Source organism: Paractinoplanes polyasparticus, from assembly GCF_019710575.1.
Taxonomy (GTDB): domain Bacteria; phylum Actinomycetota; class Actinomycetes; order Mycobacteriales; family Micromonosporaceae; genus Actinoplanes; species Actinoplanes polyasparticus.
Map to the genome: position 1 here is coordinate 215,071 of NZ_JAHWFK010000019.1, position 26,201 is coordinate 241,271.

General features: G+C 69.4%; 25 protein-coding genes and 1 pseudogene. 11 read left to right on the forward strand and 15 right to left on the reverse strand.

The window, feature by feature from the left end; translation table 11 throughout:
- Positions 1-46: 46 nt before the first annotated feature.
- The gene (locus tag KXC43_RS20135) at positions 47-1,480 is read left to right on the forward strand and encodes a gamma-aminobutyraldehyde dehydrogenase (RefSeq protein WP_221377632.1); all 1,434 of its coding nucleotides are present in this window, start codon (positions 47-49) and stop codon (positions 1,478-1,480) included.
- A 45-nt stretch (positions 1,481-1,525) separates the two neighbouring features.
- On the opposite strand, the gene KXC43_RS20140 is transcribed toward KXC43_RS20135, so the two are convergent.
- Entirely contained in the window at positions 1,526-2,725 is a 1,200-nt protein-coding gene (locus tag KXC43_RS20140) for a saccharopine dehydrogenase family protein (protein WP_221377633.1), read from the reverse strand.
- Positions 2,726-2,946: 221 nt separating this feature from the next.
- Here KXC43_RS20140 and KXC43_RS20145 point away from each other — a divergent pair, with 221 nt between their 5' ends.
- Positions 2,947-3,405, forward strand: a complete 459-nt coding sequence (locus KXC43_RS20145) for an Lrp/AsnC family transcriptional regulator (protein WP_221377634.1) — start codon at positions 2,947-2,949, stop codon at positions 3,403-3,405.
- Positions 3,402-4,676 (forward strand): NAD(P)/FAD-dependent oxidoreductase, encoded by a 1,275-nt coding sequence (locus KXC43_RS20150; RefSeq protein WP_221377635.1) that lies wholly within the window; start codon positions 3,402-3,404, stop codon positions 4,674-4,676. Before KXC43_RS20145 ends, KXC43_RS20150 begins: the two co-directional genes overlap by 4 nt.
- Before the next feature lie 77 nt (positions 4,677-4,753).
- Here the strand turns inward: KXC43_RS20150 and KXC43_RS20155 are convergent, their stop codons facing one another.
- Positions 4,754-5,926: a helix-turn-helix domain-containing protein gene (locus KXC43_RS20155; RefSeq protein WP_221377636.1), complete on the reverse strand. Its 1,173-nt coding sequence runs from the start codon at positions 5,924-5,926 to the stop codon at positions 4,754-4,756.
- A gap of 264 nt (positions 5,927-6,190) precedes the next feature.
- Between KXC43_RS20155 and KXC43_RS20160 the strand changes: the two are divergent.
- A pseudogene (locus KXC43_RS20160) lies at positions 6,191-7,075 on the forward strand (FAD-dependent monooxygenase).
- 126 nt (positions 7,076-7,201) lie between these two features.
- Positions 7,202-8,185: an AraC family transcriptional regulator gene (locus tag KXC43_RS20165; protein WP_221377637.1), complete on the forward strand. Its 984-nt coding sequence runs from the start codon at positions 7,202-7,204 to the stop codon at positions 8,183-8,185.
- Here KXC43_RS20165 and KXC43_RS20170 read toward each other — a convergent pair.
- From KXC43_RS20170 to KXC43_RS20180, 3 genes are all read right to left on the reverse strand, one after another.
- Entirely contained in the window at positions 8,179-9,045 is an 867-nt protein-coding gene (locus KXC43_RS20170) for an AraC family transcriptional regulator (RefSeq protein ID WP_221377638.1), read from the reverse strand. The two genes, KXC43_RS20165 and KXC43_RS20170, sit on opposite strands and share 7 nt — an antisense overlap.
- Before the next feature lie 169 nt (positions 9,046-9,214).
- Entirely contained in the window at positions 9,215-9,610 is a 396-nt protein-coding gene (locus tag KXC43_RS20175) for a RidA family protein (protein WP_221377639.1), read from the reverse strand.
- Positions 9,611-9,713: 103 nt separating this feature from the next.
- Positions 9,714-10,493: an NAD(P)H-dependent oxidoreductase gene (locus KXC43_RS20180; protein ID WP_221377640.1), complete on the reverse strand. Its 780-nt coding sequence runs from the start codon at positions 10,491-10,493 to the stop codon at positions 9,714-9,716.
- Positions 10,494-10,631: 138 nt separating this feature from the next.
- Between KXC43_RS20180 and KXC43_RS20185 the strand changes: the two genes are divergently transcribed.
- Entirely contained in the window at positions 10,632-11,480 is an 849-nt protein-coding gene (locus KXC43_RS20185; protein WP_221377641.1) for a helix-turn-helix transcriptional regulator, read from the forward strand.
- A gap of 52 nt (positions 11,481-11,532) precedes the next feature.
- Here KXC43_RS20185 and KXC43_RS20190 read toward each other — a convergent pair whose 3' ends face one another.
- Positions 11,533-12,366 carry a DUF72 domain-containing protein gene (locus KXC43_RS20190; protein WP_498370565.1) on the reverse strand — a complete coding sequence of 278 codons (834 nt, stop codon included), beginning with the start codon at positions 12,364-12,366 and terminating at the stop codon, positions 11,533-11,535.
- A 122-nt stretch (positions 12,367-12,488) separates the two neighbouring features.
- Between KXC43_RS20190 and KXC43_RS20195 the strand changes: the two genes are divergently transcribed.
- Together KXC43_RS20195 and KXC43_RS20200 are read left to right on the forward strand one after the other, a co-directional pair.
- Positions 12,489-12,896: a hypothetical protein gene (locus tag KXC43_RS20195; protein ID WP_221377642.1), complete on the forward strand. Its 408-nt coding sequence runs from the start codon at positions 12,489-12,491 to the stop codon at positions 12,894-12,896.
- Between the two features lie 69 nt (positions 12,897-12,965).
- The gene (locus tag KXC43_RS20200; protein ID WP_221377643.1) at positions 12,966-14,150 is read left to right on the forward strand and encodes a low temperature requirement protein A; all 1,185 of its coding nucleotides are present in this window, start codon (positions 12,966-12,968) and stop codon (positions 14,148-14,150) included.
- Here KXC43_RS20200 and KXC43_RS20205 read toward each other — a convergent pair whose 3' ends face one another.
- Positions 14,151-15,110, reverse strand: a complete 960-nt coding sequence (locus KXC43_RS20205) for a zinc-binding dehydrogenase (RefSeq protein ID WP_221377644.1) — start codon at positions 15,108-15,110, stop codon at positions 14,151-14,153.
- Positions 15,111-15,160: 50 nt separating this feature from the next.
- Here KXC43_RS20205 and KXC43_RS20210 point away from each other — a divergent pair, with 50 nt between their 5' ends.
- The gene (locus KXC43_RS20210; RefSeq protein ID WP_255644405.1) at positions 15,161-15,793 is read left to right on the forward strand and encodes a TetR/AcrR family transcriptional regulator; all 633 of its coding nucleotides are present in this window, start codon (positions 15,161-15,163) and stop codon (positions 15,791-15,793) included.
- A 258-nt stretch (positions 15,794-16,051) separates the two neighbouring features.
- Here the strand turns inward: KXC43_RS20210 and KXC43_RS20215 are convergent, their stop codons facing one another.
- Positions 16,052-16,591 (reverse strand): hypothetical protein, encoded by a 540-nt coding sequence (locus KXC43_RS20215; RefSeq protein WP_221377645.1) that lies wholly within the window; start codon positions 16,589-16,591, stop codon positions 16,052-16,054.
- Positions 16,592-16,909: 318 nt separating this feature from the next.
- Complete coding sequence (locus KXC43_RS20220; protein WP_221377646.1) at positions 16,910-17,563, reverse strand: class I SAM-dependent methyltransferase; 654 nt, start codon at positions 17,561-17,563, stop codon at positions 16,910-16,912.
- A gap of 236 nt (positions 17,564-17,799) precedes the next feature.
- Here KXC43_RS20220 and KXC43_RS20225 point away from each other — a divergent pair, with 236 nt between their 5' ends.
- Both KXC43_RS20225 and KXC43_RS20230 read left to right on the forward strand, forming a co-directional pair.
- The gene (locus KXC43_RS20225; RefSeq protein ID WP_221377647.1) at positions 17,800-18,045 is read left to right on the forward strand and encodes an e9imm peptide; all 246 of its coding nucleotides are present in this window, start codon (positions 17,800-17,802) and stop codon (positions 18,043-18,045) included.
- 351 nt (positions 18,046-18,396) lie between these two features.
- Positions 18,397-18,873: a hypothetical protein gene (locus tag KXC43_RS20230; protein ID WP_221377648.1), complete on the forward strand. Its 477-nt coding sequence runs from the start codon at positions 18,397-18,399 to the stop codon at positions 18,871-18,873.
- A 164-nt stretch (positions 18,874-19,037) separates the two neighbouring features.
- On the opposite strand, the gene KXC43_RS20235 is transcribed toward KXC43_RS20230, so the two are convergent.
- From KXC43_RS20235 to KXC43_RS20260, 6 genes are all read right to left on the reverse strand, one after another.
- Positions 19,038-20,420, reverse strand: a complete 1,383-nt coding sequence (locus KXC43_RS20235) for an aspartate aminotransferase family protein (RefSeq protein WP_221377649.1) — start codon at positions 20,418-20,420, stop codon at positions 19,038-19,040.
- Between the two features lie 11 nt (positions 20,421-20,431).
- Positions 20,432-21,724, reverse strand: coding sequence for a 4-aminobutyrate--2-oxoglutarate transaminase (gabT, locus tag KXC43_RS20240; RefSeq protein ID WP_221377650.1), 1,293 nt, complete (start codon positions 21,722-21,724; stop codon positions 20,432-20,434).
- A gap of 144 nt (positions 21,725-21,868) precedes the next feature.
- Complete coding sequence (locus KXC43_RS20245) at positions 21,869-23,227, reverse strand: NAD(P)/FAD-dependent oxidoreductase (protein ID WP_221377651.1); 1,359 nt, start codon at positions 23,225-23,227, stop codon at positions 21,869-21,871.
- 6 nt (positions 23,228-23,233) lie between these two features.
- Positions 23,234-24,085 (reverse strand): ABC transporter permease, encoded by an 852-nt coding sequence (locus KXC43_RS20250; RefSeq protein WP_221377652.1) that lies wholly within the window; start codon positions 24,083-24,085, stop codon positions 23,234-23,236.
- Entirely contained in the window at positions 24,082-24,945 is an 864-nt protein-coding gene (locus KXC43_RS20255; protein WP_221377653.1) for an ABC transporter permease, read from the reverse strand. Before KXC43_RS20255 ends, KXC43_RS20250 begins: the two co-directional genes overlap by 4 nt.
- A 1-nt stretch (position 24,946) precedes the next feature.
- Positions 24,947-26,200 (reverse strand): polyamine ABC transporter substrate-binding protein, encoded by a 1,254-nt coding sequence (locus tag KXC43_RS20260; protein ID WP_221377654.1) that lies wholly within the window; start codon positions 26,198-26,200, stop codon positions 24,947-24,949.
- Between the last annotated feature and the right edge of the window lies 1 nt (position 26,201).

Genomic DNA, 26,201 nt, shown 5'->3' on the forward strand with positions numbered 1-26,201 from the left:
GGGAGGATGGCTGCCAAACAATGGAGATCCTGCGTCTGGAGATCGCGTGACCGCCAAGACCGTGCTGCACAACTTCATCGGCGGCGCCCCGGCCGCGCCCGCCGAGGGCCGATACGAGGACCTGATCGACCCGGCCACCGGCGAGGTGTTCGCGTCCGCCCCGGTTTCCGGCCGGCCGGACGTCGACAAGGCGATGCAAGCGGCCTCCACGGCGTTCGAGGGCTGGCGCAACACCACGCCGAGCGAGCGGCAGCAGGCGCTGCTGAAGTTCGCCGACGCGGTCGAGGCGCGGGCCGACGAGCTGGTCAAGGCCGAGTCGCAGAACACCGGCAAGCCGCTGGGCCTGACCGCCAGCGAGGAGCTGCCGCCGGCGATCGACCAGATCCGCTTCTTCGCGGGGGCCGCCCGGCTGCTCGAGGGCCGCTCGGCCGGTCAGTACATGCAGGGCTTCGAGAGCTACGTGCGGCGCGAGCCGATCGGCGTCTGCGCGCAGGTCACACCGTGGAACTACCCGCTGATGATGGCCGTGTGGAAGATCGCGCCCGCGCTCGCCGCCGGCAACACGGTCGTCCTCAAGCCGTCCGACACCACCCCGGTCACGTCGGTCATGCTGGCCGAGATCGCCGCCGAGTTCCTGCCCGCGGGCGTCTTCAACGTGATCGTCGGCGACCGCGACACCGGCCGCGAGCTGGTCACCCACAAGACCCCGCAGATGGTGTCGATCACCGGCTCGGTCCGCGCCGGCATGGAGGTCGCCTCGGCCGCCTCGGCCGACCTCAAGCGCACCCACCTCGAACTGGGCGGCAAGGCCCCGGTCGTGGTGTTCGACGACGCCGACATCGCGGCCGCCGCCGCGTCGATCGCCGAGGCGGGCTACTTCAACGCCGGCCAGGACTGCACCGCGGCCACCCGCGTGCTCGCCTCGCCGCGGGTCTACTCCGACTTCGTGGCGGCGCTCAGCGAGGCCGCCCAGGGCACCAAGACCGGCGCGGCCGACGACGAGGACGTGCTCTACGGCCCGCTCAACAACGCGCGCCAGCTCGAGCGGGTGGCCGGCTTCGTCGACCGTCTGCCCGATCACGCGGTGCTGGGCGCCGGCGGTTCGCGCGTGGGCGACCGGGGCTACTTCTACTCCCCCACCGTGGTCTCCGGCCTGAAGCAGACCGACGAGGCCGTTCAGGACGAGATCTTCGGCCCGGTCATCACCGTCCAGCAGTTCAGCGACGAGGACGAGGCGGTCGCCTGGGCCAACGGCGTCGAGTACGGCCTGGCCTCCTCGGTGTGGACGAAGGACCACGGCCGCGCGATGCGCATGACCCAGCGGCTCGATTTCGGCTGTGTGTGGGTCAACTGCCACATCCCGCTGGTGGCCGAGATGCCGCACGGCGGCTTCAAGCACTCCGGCCACGGCAAGGACCTGTCGGTCTACGGCCTCGAGGACTACACCCGGCTCAAGCACGTCATGCACAGTCTCGGCTGAGCCCACAGGCACATGGGGGCGGCTGGCGGGCCGCCCCCATGTCTTTCACCGCTCCTGCAGTTCCCAGGGGCTTCCGTACGCCGTGAGCAGGTCGAGGAACGGGACGGGATCGAAGGCCTCGGGTCCCAGCACGCCGGCGCCCGCCCAGACGCCGGTGGCGAGCAGCTCGAGGGCGACGACCGGGTTCACGGCCGTCTGCCAGACCACGGCCTGGGCCCCGTACTCGCGCATCGACCACTCGTTGTCGACCAGGTGGTACAGGTAGACCTCGCGCGGGTTGCCGTCCTTGCCGGCGCCCTTCACCCACGTGCCGGCGCAGGTCTTGCCGGTCATCCGGTCGCCCAGGGTGGCCGGGTCGGGCAGCACCGCCGCCACGACGTCCCGGGGCGAGACCTCGACGCCCTTGACGCGTACGGGTTCCGTCCTGTCGAGGCCGAGCCTGCGCAGTGTCTTCAGCACGTCGATGAACTCGGCGCCCAGGCCGTACTTGAAGGTGACCTTGCCGGCCTCGACCCAGCGCGGGATCAGCAGCACCTCCTCGTGTTCGACGTGGACGCACTCGACCGGGCCGATGCCGCCGGGGAAGTCGAAGATCTCGGGTTCGGCGAACGGCTCGGTCGTGTACCAGCCGCGCTCCTGGGAGAAGATGACCGGCGGGTTCAGGCACTCCTCGATGGTCGTCCACACCGAGAACGACGGCGCGAAGTCGTAGCCCTCGACCACCAGGTTCGCCCCGTCGCGCACGCCGATCTCGTCGATCCGGTCGAACAGGTGCTCGGCGGCGTACTTGGCGAAGATGTCGGACAGCCCCGGTTCGACACCGATGCCGACCAGCGCCAGCCGCCCGTCCCGCTCCCAGGCGGGCGCGGCCGCGAACTGCTCGTCGCCCAGCTTCACGCCGGTCTGCCGGTAGGGGTCGGTCGGGTGGGGGTGCGACAACGACATGGCCATGTCGAGGTAGTGGGCGCCGGCCGCGGCAGCCCCCTCGAAGACCGGCATGACGAAGCGCGGGTCGACGGCGTTGAAGACGTGCGTGATGCCGTGCTCCCGGCAGAGCTCGGCCACCGCCTCCGCGGACGACGCGTCGATCTTCGCGGCGACGAAGCGGGGGTCGTCGCCGGCCGCCTTCTCGGCGCGGGCCAAGTCGTAGTCGGCGATCACGAACAGATCGAAGAAGGTGCGACGGGCCGCGATGGCAGCGGCGGCGGATCCGACACCACCCGCTCCGACGGCGAGGATGCGCATGATGACCGTACCTTTCGGGCATTTAGGATGGTGGATCACTGAAACCGTGCCCCACGAGCCTCGATGCCACGGAAAAGCTTGTCAAGAGCGATCAACTCTGCGATAAACGCATCTACGCGGCCCGGCCCGGGTCGCCGCCACCGGAACGGATTCCCTTGATCAGCGCGAACCGGACGAGTGATTCCATTGCCGTCCAGGAGCGTGAAAGGAAGAATCGCGGCGTGACGGCGGACCTGGCACTGGACGACATCAACAAGCAGATCATCGAGCACCTGCAGCGCGACGGGCGGATGTCGTACGCGACGCTGGCGAAGACGATCGGGCTCTCCGAGGCAGCCGTGCGCCAGCGCGTGCAGCGCCTGCTCGACGGCGGCCTCATGCAGATCGTGGCGGTGACCGACCCGCTCACCCTCGGCTTCGCCCGGCAGGCGATGGTCGGCCTCAAGGTGAACGGCGACCTGCGGGCCATCGCCGACGAGATCGCCGCAATCCCCGAGGTCGACTACGTGGTGATCTGCGCCGGCGGCTTCGACCTGCTGGTCGAGCTCGTCTGCACCGACGACGAGCACCTGCTCGACCTGCTCAACGAGAAGGTGCGCGCGGTCAAGGGCGTCATCGCGTGCGAGACCTTCATGTACCTGAAGCTGGCCAAACAGACGTACGCGTGGGGCACCCGATGACGCCGTCCTTCTGGCTGAGCACCCTCGACCCCGTGACACCCCGGCCGCCGCTGCCCGGCGACCGGTCGTACGACGTCGCGATCGCCGGGGGTGGCTACACCGGACTGTGGACGGCCTACTACCTCTCGCACCTCGCGCCGGAACTGTCGATCGTCGTGCTCGAGGCTTCGTACTGCGGGTTCGGCGCCTCCGGCCGGAACGGCGGCTGGGCATCGGGCCTGTTCCCGGTCAGCGAGGCCAAACTGGCCCGGCGGTACGGTCCCGACCGTGCGCGGGCGATGCACGCCGGGCTCGCGGACGCGGTCGACGAGGTGGGCCGGGTCGCGTCCGCCGAGGGCATCGACTGCCACTACGCCAAGGGTGGCACCATCTCGCTGGCCCGCTCGCCCGCCCAGCTGCGCCGCGCGCGCAAGTCGGCGGCCTTCCTGGAAAGGGACGCCGCCCGGGCCATCTGCAACGCCACCGACGTGCTCGGCGGCGTCTACAGCCCGGACTGTGCGGCCCTGCACCCCGCGCGGCTCGTGCGCGGTCTGGCCTCCGCGGTGGAAAATCGCGGCGTCGACATCTTCGAGGGCACCCGCGTGCTGTCACTCAACCGTGGCACGGTCGTGACCGACCACGGCACCGTCACCGCCGGCACAGTCGTGCGGGCGCTGGAGGGCTACACGGCTCAGTTGCCCGGCCACCGCCGCGCCCTCGCCCCGGTCTACTCGCTGATGATCGCCACCGAGCCACTGCCCGCGGCCGACTGGGAGCGCATCGGCCTGGCCCGCCGCGAGACCTTCACCGACGAGCGCCACATGATCATCTACGGCCAGCGCACCGCCGACGACCGCCTGGCCTTCGGCGGCCGCGGCGCCCCGTACCACTTCGGCTCCCGCATCGAACCCTCGTACGACCAGGTGCCCGAGGTCTTCGACAGCCTGCGCCACACCCTGACCGACATGTTCGGCATCCGGCCCGAGATCGCCTACCGCTGGGGTGGCCCGCTCGGCATCCCCCGCGACTGGATGCCCAGCGTGGGCCTGGCCGACGGCGTCGCCTGGGCCGGCGGCTACGTGGGCGACGGCGTGGCCGCGGCCAACCTGGCCGGCCGCACCCTGGCCGACCTCATCACCGGCGCCGAGTCGAGCCGGACCGCCCTGCCCTGGGTGGGCCACCGCTCCCGCCGCTGGGAACCGGAACCGCTGCGCTGGCTGGGCATCAACGCCGCCCTGCGCGCCACCAACCTGCGCGACGCGCTGGAGAAACACCCCGCCCCGGCCCGCTGAGCGGCCCGCCGCAGTCTGTCAGCGGGCCACCCGCATCCGCTCGCACAGCCCGCGCAGGGCCGTGCCGCCACCGTCTGTCAGCCCGCGACCCGCATCCGCTCGCACAGCCCGCGCAGGGCGGTGCCCCCGGACCGGCGTTGCACGCGGTCGAGCAGACTCCGCGCCGTCTCCTGCACCAGCGGCGACGAATGCACGTGCTGCGGCGCGACCCGCTCGGCCGCCAGCAGATGCTTCACCGCGTCCTGGTCGCGACCGCGAAGCCCCGCGTACGCCCGGGCCAGATCCGTGTGGAAGAAGACCACCCGCGAGTTGACCCGGGCCGCGCTGACGTCGGCCGTCGTCGCGATCTCCACCGCCCGGCCCGGCTCGCCCGCGTCCGCCTCGAAGCCCAGCCGCCACAGGTTCACGTTGGCCGGCCCGAAGTACAGCGCGAAAGTCGTGGTCTCCCCCGTCCGCCGCGCGATGGTCCCGGCCTCGGTCAGCCACGACCCGTTGCCGCCGGACCGGCTGGCCGACGCGCCGATCAGGTGCAGCACGCCGAGCATCTCGAGCACGCCCGGCGCCCCTGCGTGCGGGTCCAGGGCGACGATCCCGCCTTCGGCCAGAGCGAGCTCGCGATCGTAGGAGCCGCAGGCACTGGCCGCGCACGCCCGGGCGAAGGCGGCCAGCCCGAGCAGCACCGGATCCTCGGTCTCGGCCGCCACGTCCCGGCATCTCTCGGCGCCCAGCCAGGCGTCGGCGGGATGCCCCAGGGACCGCAGCAGCGACGAGGCCAGGAAGCTCGCCTCGCACAACATGCGCAACGCGGCCCGCCGCTCGGGCCCGCGGCCGGCAGCCTGCAGATCCCGCAACAGCCCCGGCATCAGAGCGACCGCCCGCGCGTAGTCACATTCGTGCCGCAGCCGCCGCACCAGCGCCAGCTCCTCGTTCAGCTCGGCCACCGGCCGGCCCGGCCCCGTGTCGTCCTGATCGGGGTCGATCTCCACGAGGGCGACCCGGATCGCGTGCACCCCCAGCTGGGCAGCGGCCGCCCGCCGGTCCCCCGCCGGCATCACCGCCCCGGTCAGCTCGACGATCGAACACTGCAGCGCCGCGGCGATGCCGCCCAGGACGAACCGGTTGTCCGCCGCCTGCAACCCGCGCTCGATCCGGCTCCACGACGCGTGCGAGATCCCCGCCCGATCCGCCGCGAGCCGGACACTCCACCCCCGAAGCTGGCGCCGCCGCTTGATCCGCTCCCCGATGGTCATCCCGACCCCTCCTCCCGCCGCAGTGCCACCACCGTAGGGCCATCCCCGGCCCGCCTTGTTCCGTCCGCGTACCGCCCGGGCGGATCGGACTGGACGCGACGATCTGCGGTCTTGTAGCTTTCTCGCCGACTGTCACGCTGCCCGAGGAGGTGAGCCCCGTGAACGTTGTATCGATGTGGGTGCTCCCCCTTGCTGTCACGGCGGGCGATTGACGTAGCTGTCGCCGGAGCGCCTCGCCACGAAGGCACTCCGAGGGGCCAGACCATGCGTTCTGCGCACACCGACACCGACTTCGACGTGATCATCGCCGGCTGCGGGCCGACCGGCGCCATGCTGGCCGCCGAGCTGGGGCTGCACGACGTACGCGTCCTTGTTCTCGAACAGGAGACCGAGCCCGCGTCGTTCGCCCGCACCGTCGGGCTGCACATCCGCAGTATCGAGCTGATGGCCATGCGCGGGCTGCTGGAACGCATGCTCGAACACGGACGGCGGCGACCGGCCGGCGCCTACTTCGCCGCCATCGACCGGCCCGCGCCCGAGGGTCTCGACACCCCGTACGCCTATCTGCTCGGCATCCCGCAACCGGTCGTCGTCCGCCTGCTCGAGGACCACGCCGTCGAGCTGGGCGCGCGGGTTCGGCACGGCTCGCGTGTCAGCTTCCGGCCCGCGGGCGCCGGCGTCCATCGCGTCGTGGTGCCGGCCGCGGAGGTCGGCGACCGTGCGCAGCCGCCCACCATCGAGGACTTCCGGCGCTCGCTGCGCGCCCCCGCCGGAACCGACTTCGGGGCATCGACGCGGTCAACCGCCACCTGCTCGGAAAGATCACCGCGATCGACATCCGCTACGACTTCGGCGAGGGCCCCGAGCTGCTGGGCCGCCGCCTGCCCGCCATCACCACCGGACAGGGCCCCCTGTACGCCCGGCTGCACCGCGGCCGCGGGTTGCTGCTGGACCGGACCGGCGACCTGACCACAGGCGGCTGGTCGGACCGTGTCGATCGCCTTCCGGATCCGGCCCCCGACGCCCCCGTCCGTCCTGCTGCGCCCCGACGGCCATGTGGCCTGGCTCGGCGAGCACCAGATCGACCTGAACGAGCACCTCGCCCGGTGGTTCGGCGCCGAAAGACCACGGTTCCCGGCGAACGGATGACATCGGCTGCACCTTTGCCGCCGGCATGCTGCTGTCCCCCGTTCTGATGCTGTTGTCACCGCTGTCCGCTCGGACCGGGTTACGGTTTCCGGGTAGTCACTTCCGTTTGCGGTCAGAAGGGACGCGATGCGGCTACAGCAACCAGTTCCGGGCCCGGTCTCCCGGTTCGAGTTCGCCACCCGCGATGTGGGAGCGGCGCACGACGTCCTGCGACGGATCTACGCCGGGTACACGTTCCGGATCCACCGGGCGGCGCACGAGTTCAGCTATCGGCACCTGGTCGTGGACGCCGGCCCGATCCGGGCGGTCCGGGTCACGTACACGATGGACGTGACCGTGCAGTTCGAGCCGCTCGACAGCCTGATCTTCGTGGCCCTGGCCGGCGGCCACGTCGACACCCACGACGGGCGCGACGTGGGCCGCACCGGGCCGGGCGACGTGCAGTTGCACCGGCTCGGACGGCAGTTGACCAACCACTGCCGCGACTTCGACATGTTCAGCATCAACCTGGACCCGGCCGTGGCGGCCGACCTGGCCGGCGCCCGGACGGGCATCGCGCCGCACGACTTCCGGTTCGACGGGCCGGCGCCCGTCTCGGCCGAACTCGGCCGCTACTGGTGGGACACCATGGCGTACCTGCACTGCTTTCTCACCGGCCCGCCGGAGCCGGTGGGGAGTTCCCTGGCGATCAGGGCCGCCGCCGACCTCGCCGCCGCGGCCGCCCTGATCGTCTTCCCGAACACGGCGATGGTGGCCCCCGGCCGTCCCCCCGGCGGGCCGCCCGCGCCGGCCTCGGTGCGCCGGGCCGTCTCGTACATCGAGTCGCACGCCGGCGAACCGATCACGGCCGCCTGGATCGCCGAGGCCGCCCGGATATCCCCGCGCGGGTTGCAGGCGGCCTTCCGGCGGCATCTGGACACCACACCGATGGCCTATCTGCGAAAAGTGCGGTTGAGCCGGGCCCACCGCGACCTGGTGGACGCCGACCCGACCCGCGGCGACACGGTGGCCGCCATCGCCCGCCGCTGGGGCTACCTCAGCCTGAGCCGGTTCGCGGCCGACTACCGTGCCGCCTACGGCCGCTCCCCTCGCCAGACCCTGATCTACTGAGCCTCGATCGGCAGCCACAGGTCGGTGACCGCCGTGCTGAAGTCGTCCGCCCGGTCCACCACCGACACGATCGACGGGCCCGGCCGCAGCCGCCACGGGTTCGACGGGAACCACTCGGCGGCCGTGGCGGCCCACGTCCTCTGCAACGCGTCCGGGTAGTTTCCGGTGCTGCGGAAGACAGCCCACGTGCCGGCCGCCACCGGGATGCTGTCGAGATCCGCCGACACCGGGCTGTCCGCGGTGACGGCCACGCCGTGCAGGTAGGTCAGGTCGCTGCCCTCCGCGGCCTCCGGTTCGGAGTCGCTGACGGCCAGCAGCCCGGCCGGCTCGGTGTCGGCCAGTTCCTTCAGCCGCGCGTGCTCCTCGACCGGCAGCCGCGCCACGTGCGCCTGGATGTGCGGATTGATCCCCTCGTAGATCAACGGCACTCGGGCCGCGTGTCCCACCAGCCGGAACTCCGGCCGTTCGACGATGCGGGTGTCCATCGGTTCGCTCCCTTCGACGGTCAGGCGGAACCTGACCTGCGGTTGTGCCCGAAGGGGTCCACCGTCCCGGCGCACGTCGCCCGGCCCGGCCCCGTGCACGGCCTTGAACGCCCGCCCGAAGGCCTCGGCCGACCCGTACCCGTACCGCACCGCGATCCCGAGCAGGTCGCCCTCGCCCCGGACGACCTCGGCCGCCGCCACGGTCATCCGCCGCCGTCGCACGTACTCCGACAGCGGCATCCCGGCCAGCGACGAGAACATCCGCCGCAGGTGGTACTCGCTGCTGCCCGCGGACCGGGCCACCGCGGCCACGTCCACGTCCTCGCCGACGTGCTGCTCGACGAGGTCGACGAGCCGGTTGAGCACCGCGATCATCGGACCCCCTTCCGCCACCGACTCTGCCGGTCCCCGGCGCCCCACCGCCCGACCATCGTGGCCCGATCCGATCATGCGGACTCTGCCCCGATCCGACTGTGCGGTGCAAAGGGCGCTTATTATTTCCCGAGCCCATTAACTGCGCCTTCATCGGTGGATCGATCGAGGCTCAGATGGCGGCGACGATGTCTACTTCGACGAGGAACTCGGGCGCATAGAGGGCGGCGACGCCCACGATAGTTTGCGCCGGTGGCGGCGTCGTGCTCCCCTGCCGGAGGGCGGCTATGATCGGCGCTACAACTTCCAGTCGGTAGTCGGCGATATAAATGACTTCCTTCACCACGCGCGACCGGTTGGTACCCGCAGCGGCAAGCGCTGTGTCGATGTTGTGGACGATCTGCTCGGCCTGCTGTCCGTGATCGCCCGCACCGACCAGATCTCCAGAGCTGTTCATGGCGACCTGCCCGGACAGGTACACGAGACCGGCCTCCGGGAGAACGACGGCGTGGCTGAGAAGGCCTGGGAGGGGATGAAGACCCTCGGGATCGAGATGAAGCAATGACATGAAGAGGACCTCCGCTATCGGCAGTGAACGAGCCGGGATCGATGTCCCAGTGCACGTGCTGCTGGGCGCCATTGTGGGAATTGCCAACGTCACGAGACGTTCCTCAGTGCCGAACGTGCAGCCCGAAACCTGTGCGACCCGCGGGCTCCAGTCCCTTCTTCAGGTTCAACGACGGGATCTCGTAGTCACCGAAGTTCTGCCGCCGGAAGGCGATCGGCTCGGTCGACTCCAGGGTCAGCAGCCGCTGCTCCCAGGTCTTGGCGATGTCCTCGAAGTCCTCGTCGGTGGTCCGGTCCGCGTTGTACAGCACAAACGGCGGCAAAACCGCCATCCCCGGGAAGTACAGAATGCCGTGGTTCATGGGGAACAGCACGTCGTCGATCGGGCCGTTGATCCCGCGCTCGGCGTAGTGCGACTCCGGCCCGCCAACAGTCACGGAAAGTAGCGCTCGTCGACCGGCAAGGGTTCCCTCGCCGAATCGGTCGCCGTACCTGACATCACTGAACTCACCGATGCCGTGCGCGAACTGTGCCGTGAAGACGCGGTCGACCCAGCCCTTGAGGATGGCCGGCATCGTGTACCACCACAACGGGAACTGGAAGACGACCGCATCCGCCCAGAGGAGCTTCTGCTGCTCGGCGACGATGTCGGGAGTGAGGGTCCCGGTGTCGAAGGCGCGCCCGGAGTTCGGGGCGACCTTCAGCGGGTTCGAGGCGGACGGGCCAAAATCCGCGGCGTCCGCGACCGCCTTCCAATTCATCGCGTACAGGTCACTGACCTGTACCTGATGCCCCGCCTTCTCCAGCGTCATCACCGCCAGGTCCTTGAGCGAGCCGTTGAGTGATCTCGGCTCCGGGTGGGCGTAGACGATCAGCGCCTTCATGCTGGCTCCTTCGAATCGGGTACCGCCCAGCCTCCACACACAGGCGGCCGCCATTCAGGGACGCTTCTTCCCTAGGACACGGCTTCCTGGTATTGGCGAGACCACCTTCGCCGCCGACGCCCGAGCAATACTCGACCGATGGACGATCTCGCAGGTTTCCTCCGCACCCGCCGGTCCCGGGTCGACCCGGCCGGGGCGGGCATCTCGGTCGAGAGCCGCCGTCGGGTCCGCGGGTTGCGCCGCGAAGAGATAGCGCACCTGTCCGGGGTGAGCGTCGACTACTACGTCCGCCTCGAGCAGGGGCGCGCCACCCAGCCATCGGAACAGGTTCTCGAAGCGCTGGCGCGAGTCCTCGGGCTCGATGACACCGAACGCGGGCATTTGTTCCGGCTGGCCCGGCAGAGACGCCGACGTGCGAAGTCGCCCAGCGGGCGGCTGCGTCCGGAATCGCCGCGGATCTTGGATCTGATCACCGACGCTCCTGCGTACCTCGTCGACCACCGCCTCAACGTAGCCGCCGGTAATCGCCTCGCCGAGCTGCTGTACGGCCGCCCCATGAAAGGCCTGAACACGGCCCGGCACATCTTCCTGGAGGAAACGGAGCGCGGCCTGTACGCCGGCTGGGACGAGTGCACCCTCGCCGTGGTCGGGCATCTGCGCCTGGCGACCGGGAAGTACCCCGAGGACCCGCGCCTGGCTGCGCTGATCGGAGAGCTGGCAATGGGAAGCGAGCGCTTTCGGCGCCTGTGGGCCCGCGCGGACGTACGCGCCCGAACACACGGGCGCAAAGACTTCCGGCACCCGCTGGTCGGAGAGATCGAGCTTCATCAGGAAAACTTTGCTATGACGGATGGATCGGGCATGGAGTTGCTCGTGCTTTCGGCGACTCCGGGCAGCCCGTCCGCGGACGCCCTGCGGCTTCTGGCCGGACTGGCCGCCGATGGAGGTATGCGTCCACGGCAGGGCTTGCCAGAACGAGCGGTGTGACTCCTATCGAGCTGGAAGCCGAACGGCGTGATGTCGAATGGAGCGGCACCTCTCAGAACAGCGTCAGCGGGCCGACCGGCTCCGGTTCCGGCAAAGGGTCCAGGCCGGGCACAAGGGCGGCCACCTCGGTGTGGAAGCGGCGCGCCAGCGCGGGGGCGTCGGCGTTGTCGGGGGTGTGGATGAAGACCGTGGGTGATCGGCCCTCGCGCAGCCAGCGGGCCACCACCGGCAGCCAGCGCTGCCAGCCCTCGACGGTGCGGGCCGGGTCGTCGCGGCCCAGGTAGCGGATCACCGGTCGGTCGGTGAGCGCGTGCGGGCGTACGGGAAGCCGGGGTTTCTTGGCCCAGGCGTCGCGCTCGGCGTCGCTGGTGGGCGGGGTGGCGAACATGACGCTCGTGTCGAACGGCACCAGTTCGGCGCCGGCTCCGGCCAGGATCGACTCCAGCGGGGCCGGGTCCTCGGCGAAGGACGGGTGACGGACCTCGACCGCGTAGCGGTAGCCCTTGGGGCGGCGGCGCAGGAAGCCGGCCAGCGCCGGCAGGTCGGTGGGGCCGAACGAGGCGGGCAGCTGGATCCACAGCGCGTGCACGCGGGGGCCGAGCGGCTCGATGGCGTCGAGGAAGGCCCGCAGAGCCTCGTCGCCGCCGGTGAGTCGCTGGTCGTGGGTGACCACCCGCGGGAGCTTGAGCACGAAGCGGAAGTCGGGCGGCGTCTGGCCGGCCCAGCCGGCGACCGTGTCACGGGACGGCGTCGCATAGAACGTCGTGTTGCCCTCGACGGCGTTGCACCAGCCCGCGTACGCCTGCAGTTTCGGCTGCCCGGGCCCGGCGACCCGACCCGACCAGGCCTTGTGTGTCCACATCGCACAGCCCACGTGCAGCCGCATCTTCCCACCTCTCGACGACCCACCGTGACACTAACGGGTTACGAAAAAGCGAAACACCCATCGGCCCCCGGACCGGGATGATCAACTCATTTCGCAAGACGTCATGACGAAAGGGGTTTGTTATGAACCGCATTACTCGGCTTCTCGCCGTCGCCGGCCTCGGGCTCGGCACCGCTGTCGCGATCGGTGCGGGTCCGGCCCAGGCCGCCCCCGCCACCGCGCAGGGTGCCGCGCAGACCGCCACCGGCGGTTACTACGGGTACGACGACGACGAGGTGGTCGGCTACTTCCGCACGCGCAGCGCCTGCGAGCGGGTCGGCCGGCTCGGCGAGTGGCGGGACCGCTGGGACGACTACGACTGCGACCGGGTCGGCTTCGGCCACCACCGTCGTGGCTACGTCCTGCGCGTCGACGACTGGAACGACGACTGGGACAACCACAACTGGTACGGCGGTTGGTACAACGGCTACCGGGGTGGCGACTACGGTTGGTACCGCGGCGGGCACAACACGATCATCTTCCGCCGCTGACCTGAGTCCCCGACGGGCCACACTCCTGCCAGGGGTGTGGCCCGTCGCGTAAACGGGAACAGCGGGCCGGTGACCACTGACGACCGGCCCGCCCCACTCATCCGGCCACCCCGCCTGCGTACCTCCGAGGATCGGGGCGCATCGCGGCTGGAGCTCTTCTTCGACCTGGCCTACGTCCTGGTCATCGACCAGCTGGCCATCGGTTTCGCCGAGCATCTGGATCTGAACGGCGCCGTCACGTTCGTCGGGCTCATCATCGTGACGTGGTGGTCGTGGGTGACGATCACCCTGTACGCCAACCGGTTCGACACCAACGACGTGCTCTACCGCCTGGCCAAACTGGCCGCCACGGGCTCGGTCATCGGCCTGGCGGCCGCGGCGCTGGGCGCGACCGGCAGCGAGGGCACGCAGTTCGCCCTCTGCTATCTGGCCACCCGCGTGATCCTGCTCCTGCTCTATGTGCGGGCGTGGCGCCACGTGCCCGAGGCGCGGCACACCATCGGCATCTACATCGGCGGCGCCGTGGCTGCGACGCTGCTCTGGACGGCTTCCCTCCCGGTGCACGGCACGGCCCGGTACGTGCTGTGGGGCGCCGGCATCCTGGTCGAGGCGGCCGCCCCCATCCTGGCCACCCGGCTCGGCGACAAGACCCCGCTGCACCTCGACCATCTGCCCGATCGGTTCGGGCTGTTCGTCATCCTGGTGCTGGGCGAGTCGGTGCGGTCGATCGTGGTCGGCGTGCACGAGCAGCACTGGGTCGCCGCCTCGGTGGTGTCGGCCGCGATCGCGTTCGCCGCCGTGGCCGCGCTCTGGTGGATCTACTTCGACCTCGGTGGCGCGGCCGGCAAGCGGGAGCTCGTCGAGGACGACGACGACCAGGAGACCGGTGTCGCCGACGCCTACATCTACGGCCACCTGCCGCTGGTCGTCGGCCTGGCCGTCGCGGCGGTCGGCGTCGAGCAGTTCGTCGTGCACCCGGCGGGCGAGCTGAGCGACACCGCCCGCTGGGCGTTGCACGGCGGGACGGCCCTCTATCTGGCCGGCGTGGCGATGGTCATGATGGGCACCTCGGGCCGCTGGCTCTCGGCCTGGCCGTGGCCGGTCGTCGTCATCCCGCTGGTCGCGTTGCTGGGCCTGCCGGAGTTCCTGGCGCCCATGGTGTCGGTCATCCTCCTCACGGTGATCCTGGTGGGCACGGTGCTGGCCGGCATCCGCGCTCAGCGGCGAGGAGCCTTGCGGACGACCGAGGCCTGATCAGCCGACGGTCAGCACGATGCGGCCGAAGACCTCGCCGGCGTCCATCCGCCGATGCGCGTCGGCCGCCTCGTCCAGGGTGAGCACGTCGTGCACCACCGCCTTCAGTGTCCCGTGGGCGGTAGCGGCCAGGTTCTCCGCCCGTACGCGATTCCGCTGGTCGACAGGCACAGTGTCGAGGCTCAGGGTTCCGTACGAGAGGGACCGCCGGAACGAGCGCAGCAGCGCCGAGCCGAAGTCCGCGGGCGGAAAGCCACCGACGACGCCGAGCGACACCATGCGGCCGTTGTCGGCGAGCCGCTCGAGGAACGACGGCATCCCGGCCCCGCCCACGAGGTCGAGGATGACGTCGAACCCGTCGCTGACGTCGCCCTCGCCGGCACGGTCGAGCACGACCGTGGCCCCCAGCTCCCGCAGCCGTTTGCCGCGGTCCGGCGACGACGTCGTCACCGCGATCTGCCGCGCGCCGCCGAGCGCCGCCAGTTGGACAGCCAGGATGCCGATGCTGCCCGCCGCGCCCCGCACCAGCACCGACTCACCGCGGGCGAAGCGGGCGTGGGCCAGGCCGAAGTGCGCGACCGGCCCGGAACTGCCGATCGTCACCGCGTCCACCGGCGTGAGCCCCTCGGGCAACGGGGTCACGTCGTCGAGCCCGGCGACCGCCCGCTCGGCGTAACCGCCGCCGCGACCGGTGAACGCCCACACGGTTCGCCCGACCCACGACTCGTCGGCCGGGTCGCCCGCCGCGATGACCCGCCCCGCGACCTCGCTGCCCGGGACGAGCCCCTCGGGAAAGCCAAGGCTGCCGATCGTGCCGCGCCGGATGACCGCGTCGACGCCGCCGACCCCGATCGCCTCGGTCGCGATGAGCAGTTGACCCGGCCCCGGCTCGGGCTCGGGCGCGTCGATCACCTTCATGCCGCTGGGGTCGCCGTACGTCTGGATGCTGATTGCCTTCATGCCGGCGACGTTAACGGACGCCCCCGTCCACTTCGCTAAAGTGAGAGGTCATGGACGACCAATTGCCTCAGATGCTGCGCTCGGACGCCCGCGACAACCGCGACCGGGTGCTCGAGGCCGCGCGCCGTCTCTTCTCCGAACAGGGCCTCGGCGTGCCGATGCGCGAGATCGCCCGCCGGGCCGAGGTGGGGCCGGCCACGCTCTACCGCCGCTTCCCGACGAAACAGGCCCTGATCGACGCCGCGTTCACCGACGAGCTGCGCGCGTGCAGCGGCATCGTGCGCGACGGCTGCGCCGACCCCGACCCATGGCGGGGCCTCAGCACGATCGTCCGCGACATCACCGAGCTGAACGCGACCAACCAGGGTTTCGTCGACGCCTTCGTCTCGTCGTACCCGGGCGCGGTCGACTTCGCCGCCCACCGCTCGGGCATGCTGCGCGCGCTGACCGGCCTGTGGCGCCGCGCCCAACAGGCGGGCGCCCTGCGCCCCGACACCGTCGTCGACGACCTCATCCTCATGATCATGGCAGGCCGCGGCCTGCCGCCGGGCCCGCCCACCCTGCGGGCCGCGGCGGCCCGGCGGTTCGCAGCCCTCATCCTCGACTCGCTCCGCGCCTCCCCCACGACCGGGCCGCTACCTCCACCGGCCCGGGTGGCGCATCACGCCTCGACCAACTCGTAACCGGCCGGCCCCTTCCGCCGGGGCCATGCTGACGTGCGGCCACACCACCCGCCCGGGGAATTCGTCCTGCCAGGGCCGGAAGAAGTCAAGCATGACGCGCCGCCCCTCAGCGAGGGCCCGGCTCCTGTGTCGTCGACGAGTTAACCGCTCACGCGCGGTAACGGGCGCAGAACACACGGCGCCTTGTCTGCAGCAAATCAGTGCGCCCTGGAGAGCCTCGCGGCGGAAGCGGTATCCTTGTTCGATTGGCGCGACGGATCACTCATTTTCGTTGAGTGACCGTTTCTGTCGGTCCAATTCGTATCGGACGCGTGGCGACACCTCCGCTGACCTGGGCGAGAATCCGCCGTCGATTCCAAGGTCCATGCGAGCGGCCTCGTGAAAACTGTTGACCGCCTCGAAATAGTCGCGAAACGCTAAAGACCACCCTTCGCGATCCGAGTCGTCGAGAAAGCCACGAGCAAACCACTCCATTCGCCACACCGCCAGGTTGAGCTGACGCCCTGCCAAGATCACTTCGTTGCCAGCGATCAGGTTGATGGCCTCGAAGGAGTTACTGCGTGCCATGTTGGCTTCCGTTAGCAAGTCCAGGCCAGCATCCCTCGATAGCTGCGGCGCCTGATCATCAAGTCCGACGGCTGCGGCAATGCGCTGCGCCAAGTCTCTCATCCGTTTGATGTCCGAAACGTACTTACCATACGCGTCGAGCCTTCTCTGCCGCCATTCCCGACCAACTGCCCACTGCTCGCGTCGCTTTTCGCCAACCGAGGTAAACAGGAAAGACAAAATGGCACCCACGATTACACCCGCGAGTGCAAGGATTGGAGCTGCAAGATTCACTAGGCGACCTCCATGCAGTTTCGTGCGGGAGCCCTCCAGGCATAAATCTACGGCATCATGGCCTGTATCGATGGTGGCTGTCAGATTCTTGGCACCCGATCGGAACCGCGATTGGCCACGCGCTCTCATCGGCTCGCGTCTGTATGCGCTCGAGCCGGCGCCCACGACCTCGGTGTCCGGACAACAAATCCGTCGCGCTTCCCGACGGATTTCCGCATCTTCCGGCCGTTGAGCCAGGCCGAGTCGATTCACGGGCCGTGCTCGCCTTGGTCGGCGCTACGGCACAGCTGGTTTGCGGCCGAGAAGGCAGGCCTGCCGGGCCTTCTCGCGCGCCTGCGGCTCCCGAATCATCCGGGCCTGGACCAACAGGCCAGCCTGGGTCAACAACTCGGCGATGTCGTCAGGCAGGAGCCGATAGGCATCGAGCGAAACGCTGTGCCCGTATCCGTGCTCGATGTGAAGCCGCTCGTTGCCCACCTGGAACGCGAGCAGCAGGTGACCGCCGGGAGCTAGTACCCGCCGAAACTCGGCGAACACCATCGGCAATAGCGCCGGCGGAGTATGGATGATCGAATACCAGGCGACGACGCCTGCGACGGAGTCGTCCGCCAGGCTCAGGGCGGTCATGGAACCGACGTCGAATTGCAGGTCAGGGTAGGCCTTGCGGGCCGTAGCCACCATCGCCGGCGACAGATCGATACCGAAGGCAGGCAGCCCGAGTGCGTGCAGGTGTGCAGTGATCCGGCCCGGGCCGCAGCCGAGGTCCGCGACCGGTCCGGCACCGGCCGACCGCACGAGACTTGCGAACGCTTCAATCATCGCAAGGTCCACCGGTGTCTCCGGACTTTCAGTGCTCAAGAGCCTGGCATAGTCAACAGCGACGATGTCGTAGGCCGCTCGAGTGGCAGTTATATACGACGCCTCAGTCACGTCCAGGATCGTAGTGGCTCCCACGTCCGGGCATCTCAACTTGCTAGACGGCGACCCTACTTGGAGCAGCGAACCATCCACTAGCACCCGCCGCTCCGTGTACCTCGCTCGGTGGGATCGATCTCGACCCGGCCGGTCAACGTGACGCGGCGTAGCCGTCGGATCGCGGCAGATCCGGATGCCGACGAGCCACACCAATTACGTTCGCGGACGATCTCTGCCGCTACCTTGCCCACATGCCCTTTGACCGGCACTCACCAACTCGACCATTTGACGACGCGCAACGTCGGCGAGCGCGCGATCTCATCTCGCGCCTCAGGGTGCCAAAGCTGCCTGATGAGGCTGCCGATGAGCTGTTGAACGCTCTGGAGGGGATGCTGCTGTACCCGAGGGTGAGCGATCTTCTGTTCTGGCGCACACCCGAGTTGACTGCTGATGAAGTTACCGACGAGGCACTGCGCTACCGGCCTTTCGTCGGCTAGCTGGAGTCCGGCACAGGTACCCGCGAACAGTCGGCCGCCACGCGCTCGGTCGGCGGCAGATCAGTACGCCCGTGCCGCGCGCGGGGGTCTGTAGCGGCACCGGACTAACTGGAGTTGAAGAATCGCGGCGAGACGTTGCAAGAACTCGCATGAGCCGACTAGTAAGCGATCCGACCCGGTTGCACTTACATCGGTACGAGCGTGCGTCCTGCAGCGCCGGCGTACGGCACGCGGCGTGACGGCTCACCGCCGGCCGTCGAGGCACCTCACAACAGTGCCCTCCCACGTTGTCCTGGAGTGCAGCCCTGGACAATGGGCGGCGGTCCCGCCGTACGAGGAAAGGTCTTGATCATGGGTTGGAACACCTCGGTGCTTTTCCGTCAGGACGTGACGGCGGACGAGGCTGTGGACGACCTCGCCATCACCGATTTCAGCGGCGAACTGGTCGGAGCCGACCAGGCTACGAGCGCCCTCAAGCCCGACGCCCTCTATGCCGCCGAGTCGGGTGGCTGGGTGCAGGTCTGGAACCCGATGATGGATGTGGTGATGGGCTGGGAGCCGACCGAGCCGGCCGACGCTCTGGTGGTCTTCTTCAGCAGCGTTTCGAGCACGTACGGCTTCACGCTGTTCACGAAGGGCGAACGCACGCGGCATTACGTCTACGCCGATGGTGTGGCCGTCGAGGACGAAGGCACGCCGCTGCCGGTCGAGGCGGAGATCGCCCTGCCGTCCTGGGGCCCGGACGAGGACTTCCTCTGGTCGATCATCACGGCGGTCACCGGTCTCCGGTACGACGAGAAGCTGCAGTACCGCGTCTACCCGGTGTGACGGGCGTATGCGACGGCCTACCGAGCCGGGTCGATCGTGCGAGCCCTGCCCCGCGGCGCCTCAACCATGATCACCGCTACGGCGCCTCCTGGCCGGTGGCGCCGACATCGCGAACGAAGCCGAACGCCCGGCATCCCCTCGGAATGCCGGGCGTTTCGTCGTGATCAGAGGCGGTTGGCGGCCTCGGTGAGGACCGAGCGCAGGATCTGCTCGATCTCGATGAACTGCTCCTCCCCCGCGATCAGCGGGGGCGCGAGCTGGATGACCGGGTCGCCGCGGTCGTCGGCGCGGCAGTAGAGGCCGGCCTCGAACAGGGCGCTGGAGAGGAAGCCGCGCAGCAGGCGCTCCGACTCGTCCTCGTTGAAGGTCTCCTTGGTGGCCTTGTCCTTGACCAGCTCGATGCCGAAGAAGTAGCCGTCGCCGCGGACGTCGCCCACGATGGGCAGGTCCGAGAGGCGGTCGAGGTACGAGCGGAACAGGTCGCTGTTGTCCCGGACGTGCTTGTTGAGGTCTTCCCGCTCCATGATGTCGAGGTTGGCCAGGGCCACCGCGGAGCCGACGGGGTGACCGCCGTAGGTGATGCCGTGGGCGAACCAGTTGGTGCCCTCGAGGAACGGCTCGGCCAGGCGCTCCGAGGCGATCATTGCCCCGAGCGGCACGTAGCCGCTGGTCAGGCCCTTGGCGACGGTGATGATGTCGGGCGTGTAGCCGTAGCGCTGGCCGCCGAAGTACTCGCCGAGGCGGCCGAAGCCGCTGATCACGTCGTCCGAGACCATGAGCACGTCGTAGCGGTCGCAGATCTCGCGGACCCGCTGGAAGTAGCCGGGCGGGGGCGGGAAGCAGCCGCCCGCGTTCTGCACCGGCTCGAGGAAGACAGCGGCCACCGTGTCGGGGCCCTCGAACTCGATGGCCTCGGCGATGCGGTCGGCGGCCCACACGCCGAACTCCTCGAGCGACATGCGCTCGTCGGGGCGGCGGTAGTAGTTGGTGTTGGGCACCCGGAACGTCGACGGCACCAGCGGCTCGAAGTCCTGCTTGAGGGCGGGGATGCCGGTGATCGACAGGGCGCCCATCGAGGTGCCGTGGTAGGCGATCGAGCGGGACAGCACCTTGGTCTTGGTGGGCTTGCCCGTGTGCTTGAAGTAGGAGCGGGCCAGCTTCCAGGCCGACTCGACGGCCTCGGAGCCGCCGGTGGTGAAGAAGACCCGGTTGAGGTCGCCCGGGGTGAGCTCGGCCAGGCGGTCGGCCAGCTCGACGGCCTTGGGGTGGGCGTACGACCAGATCGGGAAGTACGCCAGCTCGCCGGCCTGCTTGGCCGCGGCCTCGGCCAGTTCCTGGCGGCCGTGACCGGTCTGCACGACGAACAGCGCGGACAGACCGTCGAGGTAGCGCCGGCCGGTGGAATCCCAGATGTAGCAGCCGTCGCCGCGCACGATCATCGGGATGTCGGCCTTCTTGTAGGACGACAGCCGGGTGAAGTGCATCCACAGGTGGTCGCGGGCGTCGCCGGCCAGCTTTTCGTAGTCGGGTGACTGGAGGTCGCTCAAGGGGGGCTCCGTTACAGAGAAGAGGCGAAGGCTTGTTCGAGGAGGCTGAGGCCACGATCGAGCTCGTCGTCCGAGATGATCAGTGGCGGCAGCAGCCGGATCACGTTGCCGTAGGTGCCGCAGGTGAGAAGCAGCAGACCCAGCTCGTGCGCCGCCTTGGCCACCGCTGCGGTGAGCACGGCGTCGGGCGCGGGGCCGGCCGCCGTGTCTTCGCCGGGTATCACGACCTCGAGGGCCAGCATCGCGCCGCGGCCCCGGACCTCGCCGATCGACGGGTGCTTGGCGGCCAGCGCCTCGAGCCGGGGCCGCGCCACCGACTCGATGTGGCGGGCGGCCGCCGCGAGGTCGAGCTCCCGCATCGTCTCGATGGTGGCCAACGCGGCGGCACAGGCGATCGGGTTTCCGCCGTACGTTCCCCCGAGGCCACCGGGGTGGACGGAGTCCATGATCTCGGCCCGCCCGGTCACCGCGGCCAGCGGCAAGCCGCCGGCGATGCCCTTGGCCGTCGTGATCAGGTCGGGCTCGACGCCTTCGTGCTCGGAGGCGAACCACGAGCCCGTACGGCAGAAGCCGGTCTGGATCTCGTCGGCGATGAACACCGCGCCGGCCGCCTTGGACCAGGCCGCGATGGCCGGCAGGAAGCCCTCGGCCGGCACGACGAATCCGCCCTCGCCCTGGATCGGCTCGATCAGCACGGCCGCCACGTTGACGGCGCCGACCGTCTTCTCGATCTGGCTGATGGCGTACGCGGCGGCCTCGGCCCCGCTGCGGCCGTCGCGCAGCGGGTACGACATCGCGACGCGGTAGATCTCGCCGGCGAACGGGCCGAAGCCCTGCTTGTACGGCATGACCTTGGCCGTCAGCGCCATCGTCAGGTTGGTTCGGCCGTGGTACGCGTGGTCGAACACGACGACGGCGGGCCGCCCGGTGGCGTGCCGGGCGATCTTCACGGCGTTCTCGACCGCCTCGGCGCCCGAACTGAACAGCGCCGACCGCTTGTCGAAGTCGCCGGGGGTGAGCGCGGCCAGCTGTTCGCAGACCGCCACGTACTGCTCGTACGGGGCGATCATGAAGCAGGTGTGGGTGAACCGCTCGGCCTGCGCCTTCACCGCCTCGACGACCCGGGGCGCGGCGTTGCCGACGTTGGTGACGGCGATGCCGGCGGCGAAGTCGATCCACTCGCGGCCGTCCACATCGGTCATGGTGCCGCCGCCGGCGGTGCTCACGTAGGACGGGATCATGCTGCTGACCCCGCGCGCGACGGCCGCGGACCGACGCTGGTGCAACTCGGCCGACGAGGCCATCACTCAACTCCTTCAGGCTCCAGGACCCGATCATTTCACTGATTCCGTCGCACGCAAGAGGCCCGACAACTATTTCCGCATCGCGACGGGTCTTCCGCGCCGCTACGGGTCTTCCGCGCCGCTACGGGTCTTCCGCGCCGCCGGTCAGGAGTCGAAGCCCAGGCCGACCCTGTCGAGGGTGCGCAGCCACAGGTTGCGGCGGCCCTCGTTGCGGTCCGCCTGCGCGATGGACCAGCGGGTGAGCTGGATGACGCCGGAACGCACCGGTTCGGGCGGGAACGGGATCGGCTTGCTGCGCACCATTTTCAGCGCGGTGCGCTCGGTCCGGGCGCCGCTGAGCAGGTCGAGCATCACGTCGGCGCCGAAGCGGGTCGCCCCGACACCGAGTCCGGTGTAGCCGACCGCGTACGCCAGCCGGCCGCCGTAGGCCGTGCCGAAGAAACTGCTGAAACGGCTGCAGGTGTCGATCACGCCGCCCCATTTGTGGGTGAAGCGCACCTCGGACAGCTGCGGGAACGTCTCAGCGAAATGATCCGCCAGCACCGCGAACGTCGCCTCGCGCTGATCGTGCGAGGGGTCGATCCGTCCGCCGTTGTAATAGACGGCGTCGTACCCGCCCCACAGGATGCGATTGTCCGCAGTGAGCCGGTAGTAGTGGAACTGGTTGCCGGCGTCGCCGACGCCCTGCCGGTTGCGCCAGCCGATCGAGGCCAGCCGGGCCGGGGACAACGGCTCGGTCATGAGCACGTAGTCGTACACGGGAACCACGAAGTGCCCGAGCCGTCGCAGCAGCCTGCCGTGCGCGCCGGTCGCCAGCGCGACCCGGGCCGCGTCGATCCGCCCGCGCCAGGTGTGCAGCCGCAGGCCGGCGCCGTGCGGTTTGATCCGCTCGACCGGGGACTGCTCGTAGAACCGCACGCCCAGCGACAGACAGGCCTCGCGCAGGCCCCACACCAGGCGGGCCGGGTCGACCATCGCGCAGCCGTCGCGGTCCCACACCCCACCGAGGTACGTGGGTGAGTCGACCTCGGCCCGGACCTGCTCACGGTCCAGGAAGCCGGGGCCCCGCTGGAGCTCACGAAGCTGCCACTCGGCCGTGGCGACCTGCAACTCGCCCGTACGGGAGAAGTCGCAGTCGATGCCGTAGCGCGCAACCGTGGCCTCGATGCCGTCGAGGTTGTCCAGGCCCATCTTGACCAGGCGGGGCATCTCGTCCGGGAAGCGGCTCAGGCCGTTCTCGTGGCCGTGGGTGAGCGAGGCGGCGCAGAACCCGCCGTTGCGACCGGACGCGGCCCAGCCCGCCGTGCCCGCCTCGACCACCACCACGTCGCGGGCGGGGTCGCGCTCCTTGGCCATCAGCGCTGTCCACAGCCCGCTGTACCCGGCGCCGACCACCGCGAGATCCGCGGTGTCGGCGCCGTCGAGCGGGGCCGCGGGAGCCGGAGCACCCGCCTGGGTCAGCCAGTACGGTTCGGAAACAGCATCCTTCAGCGAAGAACGCACGAGTGATCAATCCCGCTTACGCTGTCGCGACCGGACGTTCGCGATGACGGCGCCCAGGACGCCGACCGCGAAGATGAGCGTGCCCATGACGTTGACCTGCGGCGGAATGCCGACGCGGGTCGCTCCCCAGATCCACAGCGGGAACGTCTTGGTGGTGCCCGCCGTGAAGGCGGTGACGATGAAGTCGTCGATGGAGAGCGCGAACGCGAGCAGCACGCCGGAGAAGACGGCGGGCAGGATGATCGGGAAGGTGACCTTCCAGAACGTGGTCCACGCGGTCGCGCCCAGGTCGTACGCGGCCTCCTCGATCGAACGGTCCAGGGTCAGCACCCGCGACCGCACGACGACGGCGACGAACGAGATCGAGAACATGACGTGCGCGATCGTGATCGTTACCGGGCCCAGGCCGGTGCCGGCCGAGACGAACAGGCTCAGCAGCGACGCGCCCATGATCAGTTCGGGCGAGGACATCGTCGCGAACATGACCAGGTTGAGCGAGCCAGAGCCGGTGAACCGGTAGCGGCCCAGCGCGTAGCCGATGCCGGTGCCGAGCGCGGCCGCCAGCAGGCTGGACACGACGGCGATCACGATCGACGTGATCAGGGCGCTGGTCAGGTCCGGGTATTCGAACAGGCGCCCGTACCACTTGAGGGTGAAGCCGTTCCAGGTCTGGTTGTAGCGGCCCGGCGTGTCGTTGAAGCCGAACGCGATCATGACGGCGATCGGCAGGATGAGCCAGCCGATGATCACCCAGGTGTACACGTGGAGCAGGCCGGCGCCGGTGATCCGCCGCTTGGGCTTGAGCGCGGCCGGGTCCTCGGTGGAGGCGGGCGGCCGCTGCAGGGTCGACGCTGTCATCGCGCGGCCACCTTCATGACGTCCTCGGTGCCGAGGATCCGGGCGTACGAGAACACGCCGACCAGCAGCACGGCCATCAGCACGAACGAGAGCGCCGAGGCCGTCGGATAGTCGGAGTTCTCGAGGAACTGCGTCTGGATGACCTGGCCGATCATGGTCGTGTCCGAACTGCCCAGCACCTCGGAGTTGACGAAGTCGGAGCTGGCCGGGATGAAGGTCATGAGCACGCCGGCGAACACACCGGGCAGGGCCAGCGGGAAGATCACCCGGCGGAACGTGGTGGCCGGGTTGGCGTACAGGTCCCGCGCCGCCTCGACCACGCGCGGGTCGATGCGCTCGAGCGCCACGTAGATCGGCAGCACCATGAACGGCAGGAAGTTGTAGACCAGCCCGAGGATCACCGCGTACGGCGTGCCGAGGATGTGGAACGCCTGCGAGATCAGGCCGGCGTCCCGCAGCGGCTGCAGCAGCGGGCCCTCGTCGGTGAGGATCTGCTTCCACGAGATAGTTCGCAGCACGAACGACACGAAGAACGGCAGCAGGACCAGAAAGAGGTACGTCTGCTTGCGGCGCCCGCCGTAGAAGGCGATCCAGTAGGCCATGGGGAACGCGATGGCGATCAGCAGGATCGTGGCGATCACGCCGTAGATCAGCGACCGGACGAGCTGGGTCTGATAGGCCGAGATCGCTTCCGTGTACGTCTGCCAGTGCCCGGTGAAGCGGTAGCCGGTGACGATGTCGCCCTCCTGGAGGGAGAGCGACAGCATCGTGAACATCGGCACCGCGAAGAAGATCAGCAACCAGATCCCGCCGGGCAGAACCAGCAGATAGGGAGCGATCTTTCGTCTGACGCGGCTCATATCATCCCAGCACGATAGGTTCGAAGGTCTTCTGGAACTTCTGCTGCTCGCTCGTGGCCTCGAACGACACGTAGTAGTGCAGCTTGGCGTACTCGGCGGCAGTGGGATAGACGAGCTTGCTGTCCGCGACGTCGAGCAGCGCGTCCTTGTCGTCGCCGCTCAACTTGGCCGCTCGCGCGCGCATGTCGGCCTGGGCCGCGGGCACGGGGCACACGTAGTTGATGTACTCGGCGAGCGTCGACGCGTTCGCGACCTCGTAGAAGAAGTCCATCGCCATGATGGCGTCGACCGGGTTCTTGGCCGTGACCGGGATCGTGAAGTTGTCGGTCCAGATCGTCCCGCCCTCGGCCGGGATGATGAACTTGAAGTTCGTGTTGTCGGAGAGGTTCTTCTGGAAGATGTCCCCCGACCAGGCCTGGGTCGCCCACACCTCACCGCTGCCGAGCGCCTCGATGTAGCTCTGGTCGTAGTAGTTGCGGACGAAGCCGTCGGCCTTCTGCTTCTTGAGCTCCTGGGCCGCCTTCTCCCAGTCGTCCTCGGTGGAGTCGGCCGGCTTGACACCGCTCTTCAGCAGGCCGAAGTTGGCCAGCTCCTGGATGTCGGAGAACATGCCGACCTTGCCCTTGAGCTTCGGGTTGGTCCACAGGTCGGCCAGGCCGGTGATCGGGCCGGTCTTGCTCTCGTCGTAGGCGATGCCGGTCATGCCCGAGGCGTACGGGATGCTGTAGGCGTTACCCGGGTCGAAGGCCTCTTTCTTGTACGCCTCGCCGGCGTTCTTGGCGTAGTTCGGCAGCTTCGAGTGGTCGAGCGGGGCCAGGAAGCCCGAGTCGCGGAACTGCGTGAACTGGAAGCTGTTGGTGATGACCATCAGGTCGTACCCGATGGACTGACCGGCCGACAGCTGCGGCTGCACCTTGGCGAACCAGGGGCCCATCTCCTGGATGACTTCCTGGTAGTTCACCTTGATGCCCGTCTTGGCGGTGAACTTCTTGAGCTCGGGCCGCTTCGGGTCCATGTAGAGCGGCCAGCCGGCGAAGTTCAGCGTGCCGTTCTTGACCTTGCCGTTCCAGAACTTGGCCACGGCGTCGGGCTCGGCGCTGGCCGGTGCCTGCGTGCCCTGACCCTGCACGCCGCAGGCGGCCAGGGCGGCGCCCATGCCGGCCAGGCCGGAGAGCCGGAGCGCGTCCCGACGGCCGAAGCGGCGCTGGGTCAGGCCGCGGAGCAGGGTGGGGTCGGACATGTTCGACGCAGGCATC

Bases quoted from the DNA above. Each gene is read 5' to 3' on its own strand.
- KXC43_RS20140 (WP_221377633.1), bottom strand. From the start codon at position 2,725: ATGCGCATCCTCGCCGTCGGAGCGGGTGGTGTCGGATCCGCCGCCGCT.
- KXC43_RS20150 (WP_221377635.1), top strand. From the start codon at position 3,402: ATGACGCCGTCCTTCTGGCTGAGCACCCTCGACCCCGTGACACCCCGG.
- KXC43_RS20155 (WP_221377636.1), bottom strand. From the start codon at position 5,926: ATGACCATCGGGGAGCGGATCAAGCGGCGGCGCCAGCTTCGGGGGTGG.
- KXC43_RS20165 (WP_221377637.1), top strand. From the start codon at position 7,202: ATGCGGCTACAGCAACCAGTTCCGGGCCCGGTCTCCCGGTTCGAGTTC.
- KXC43_RS20170 (WP_221377638.1), bottom strand. From the start codon at position 9,045: ATGATCGCGGTGCTCAACCGGCTCGTCGACCTCGTCGAGCAGCACGTC.
- KXC43_RS20175 (WP_221377639.1), bottom strand. From the start codon at position 9,610: ATGTCATTGCTTCATCTCGATCCCGAGGGTCTTCATCCCCTCCCAGGC.
- KXC43_RS20180 (WP_221377640.1), bottom strand. From the start codon at position 10,493: ATGAAGGCGCTGATCGTCTACGCCCACCCGGAGCCGAGATCACTCAAC.
- KXC43_RS20185 (WP_221377641.1), top strand. From the start codon at position 10,632: ATGGACGATCTCGCAGGTTTCCTCCGCACCCGCCGGTCCCGGGTCGAC.
- KXC43_RS20190 (WP_498370565.1), bottom strand. From the start codon at position 12,366: ATGCGGCTGCACGTGGGCTGTGCGATGTGGACACACAAGGCCTGGTCG.
- KXC43_RS20195 (WP_221377642.1), top strand. From the start codon at position 12,489: ATGAACCGCATTACTCGGCTTCTCGCCGTCGCCGGCCTCGGGCTCGGC.
- KXC43_RS20205 (WP_221377644.1), bottom strand. From the start codon at position 15,110: ATGAAGGCAATCAGCATCCAGACGTACGGCGACCCCAGCGGCATGAAG.
- KXC43_RS20210 (WP_255644405.1), top strand. From the start codon at position 15,161: ATGGACGACCAATTGCCTCAGATGCTGCGCTCGGACGCCCGCGACAAC.
- KXC43_RS20225 (WP_221377647.1), top strand. From the start codon at position 17,800: ATGCCCTTTGACCGGCACTCACCAACTCGACCATTTGACGACGCGCAA.
- KXC43_RS20230 (WP_221377648.1), top strand. From the start codon at position 18,397: ATGGGTTGGAACACCTCGGTGCTTTTCCGTCAGGACGTGACGGCGGAC.
- gabT (WP_221377650.1), bottom strand. From the start codon at position 21,724: ATGGCCTCGTCGGCCGAGTTGCACCAGCGTCGGTCCGCGGCCGTCGCG.
- KXC43_RS20250 (WP_221377652.1), bottom strand. From the start codon at position 24,085: ATGACAGCGTCGACCCTGCAGCGGCCGCCCGCCTCCACCGAGGACCCG.
- KXC43_RS20255 (WP_221377653.1), bottom strand. From the start codon at position 24,945: ATGAGCCGCGTCAGACGAAAGATCGCTCCCTATCTGCTGGTTCTGCCC.
- KXC43_RS20260 (WP_221377654.1), bottom strand. From the start codon at position 26,200: ATGCCTGCGTCGAACATGTCCGACCCCACCCTGCTCCGCGGCCTGACC.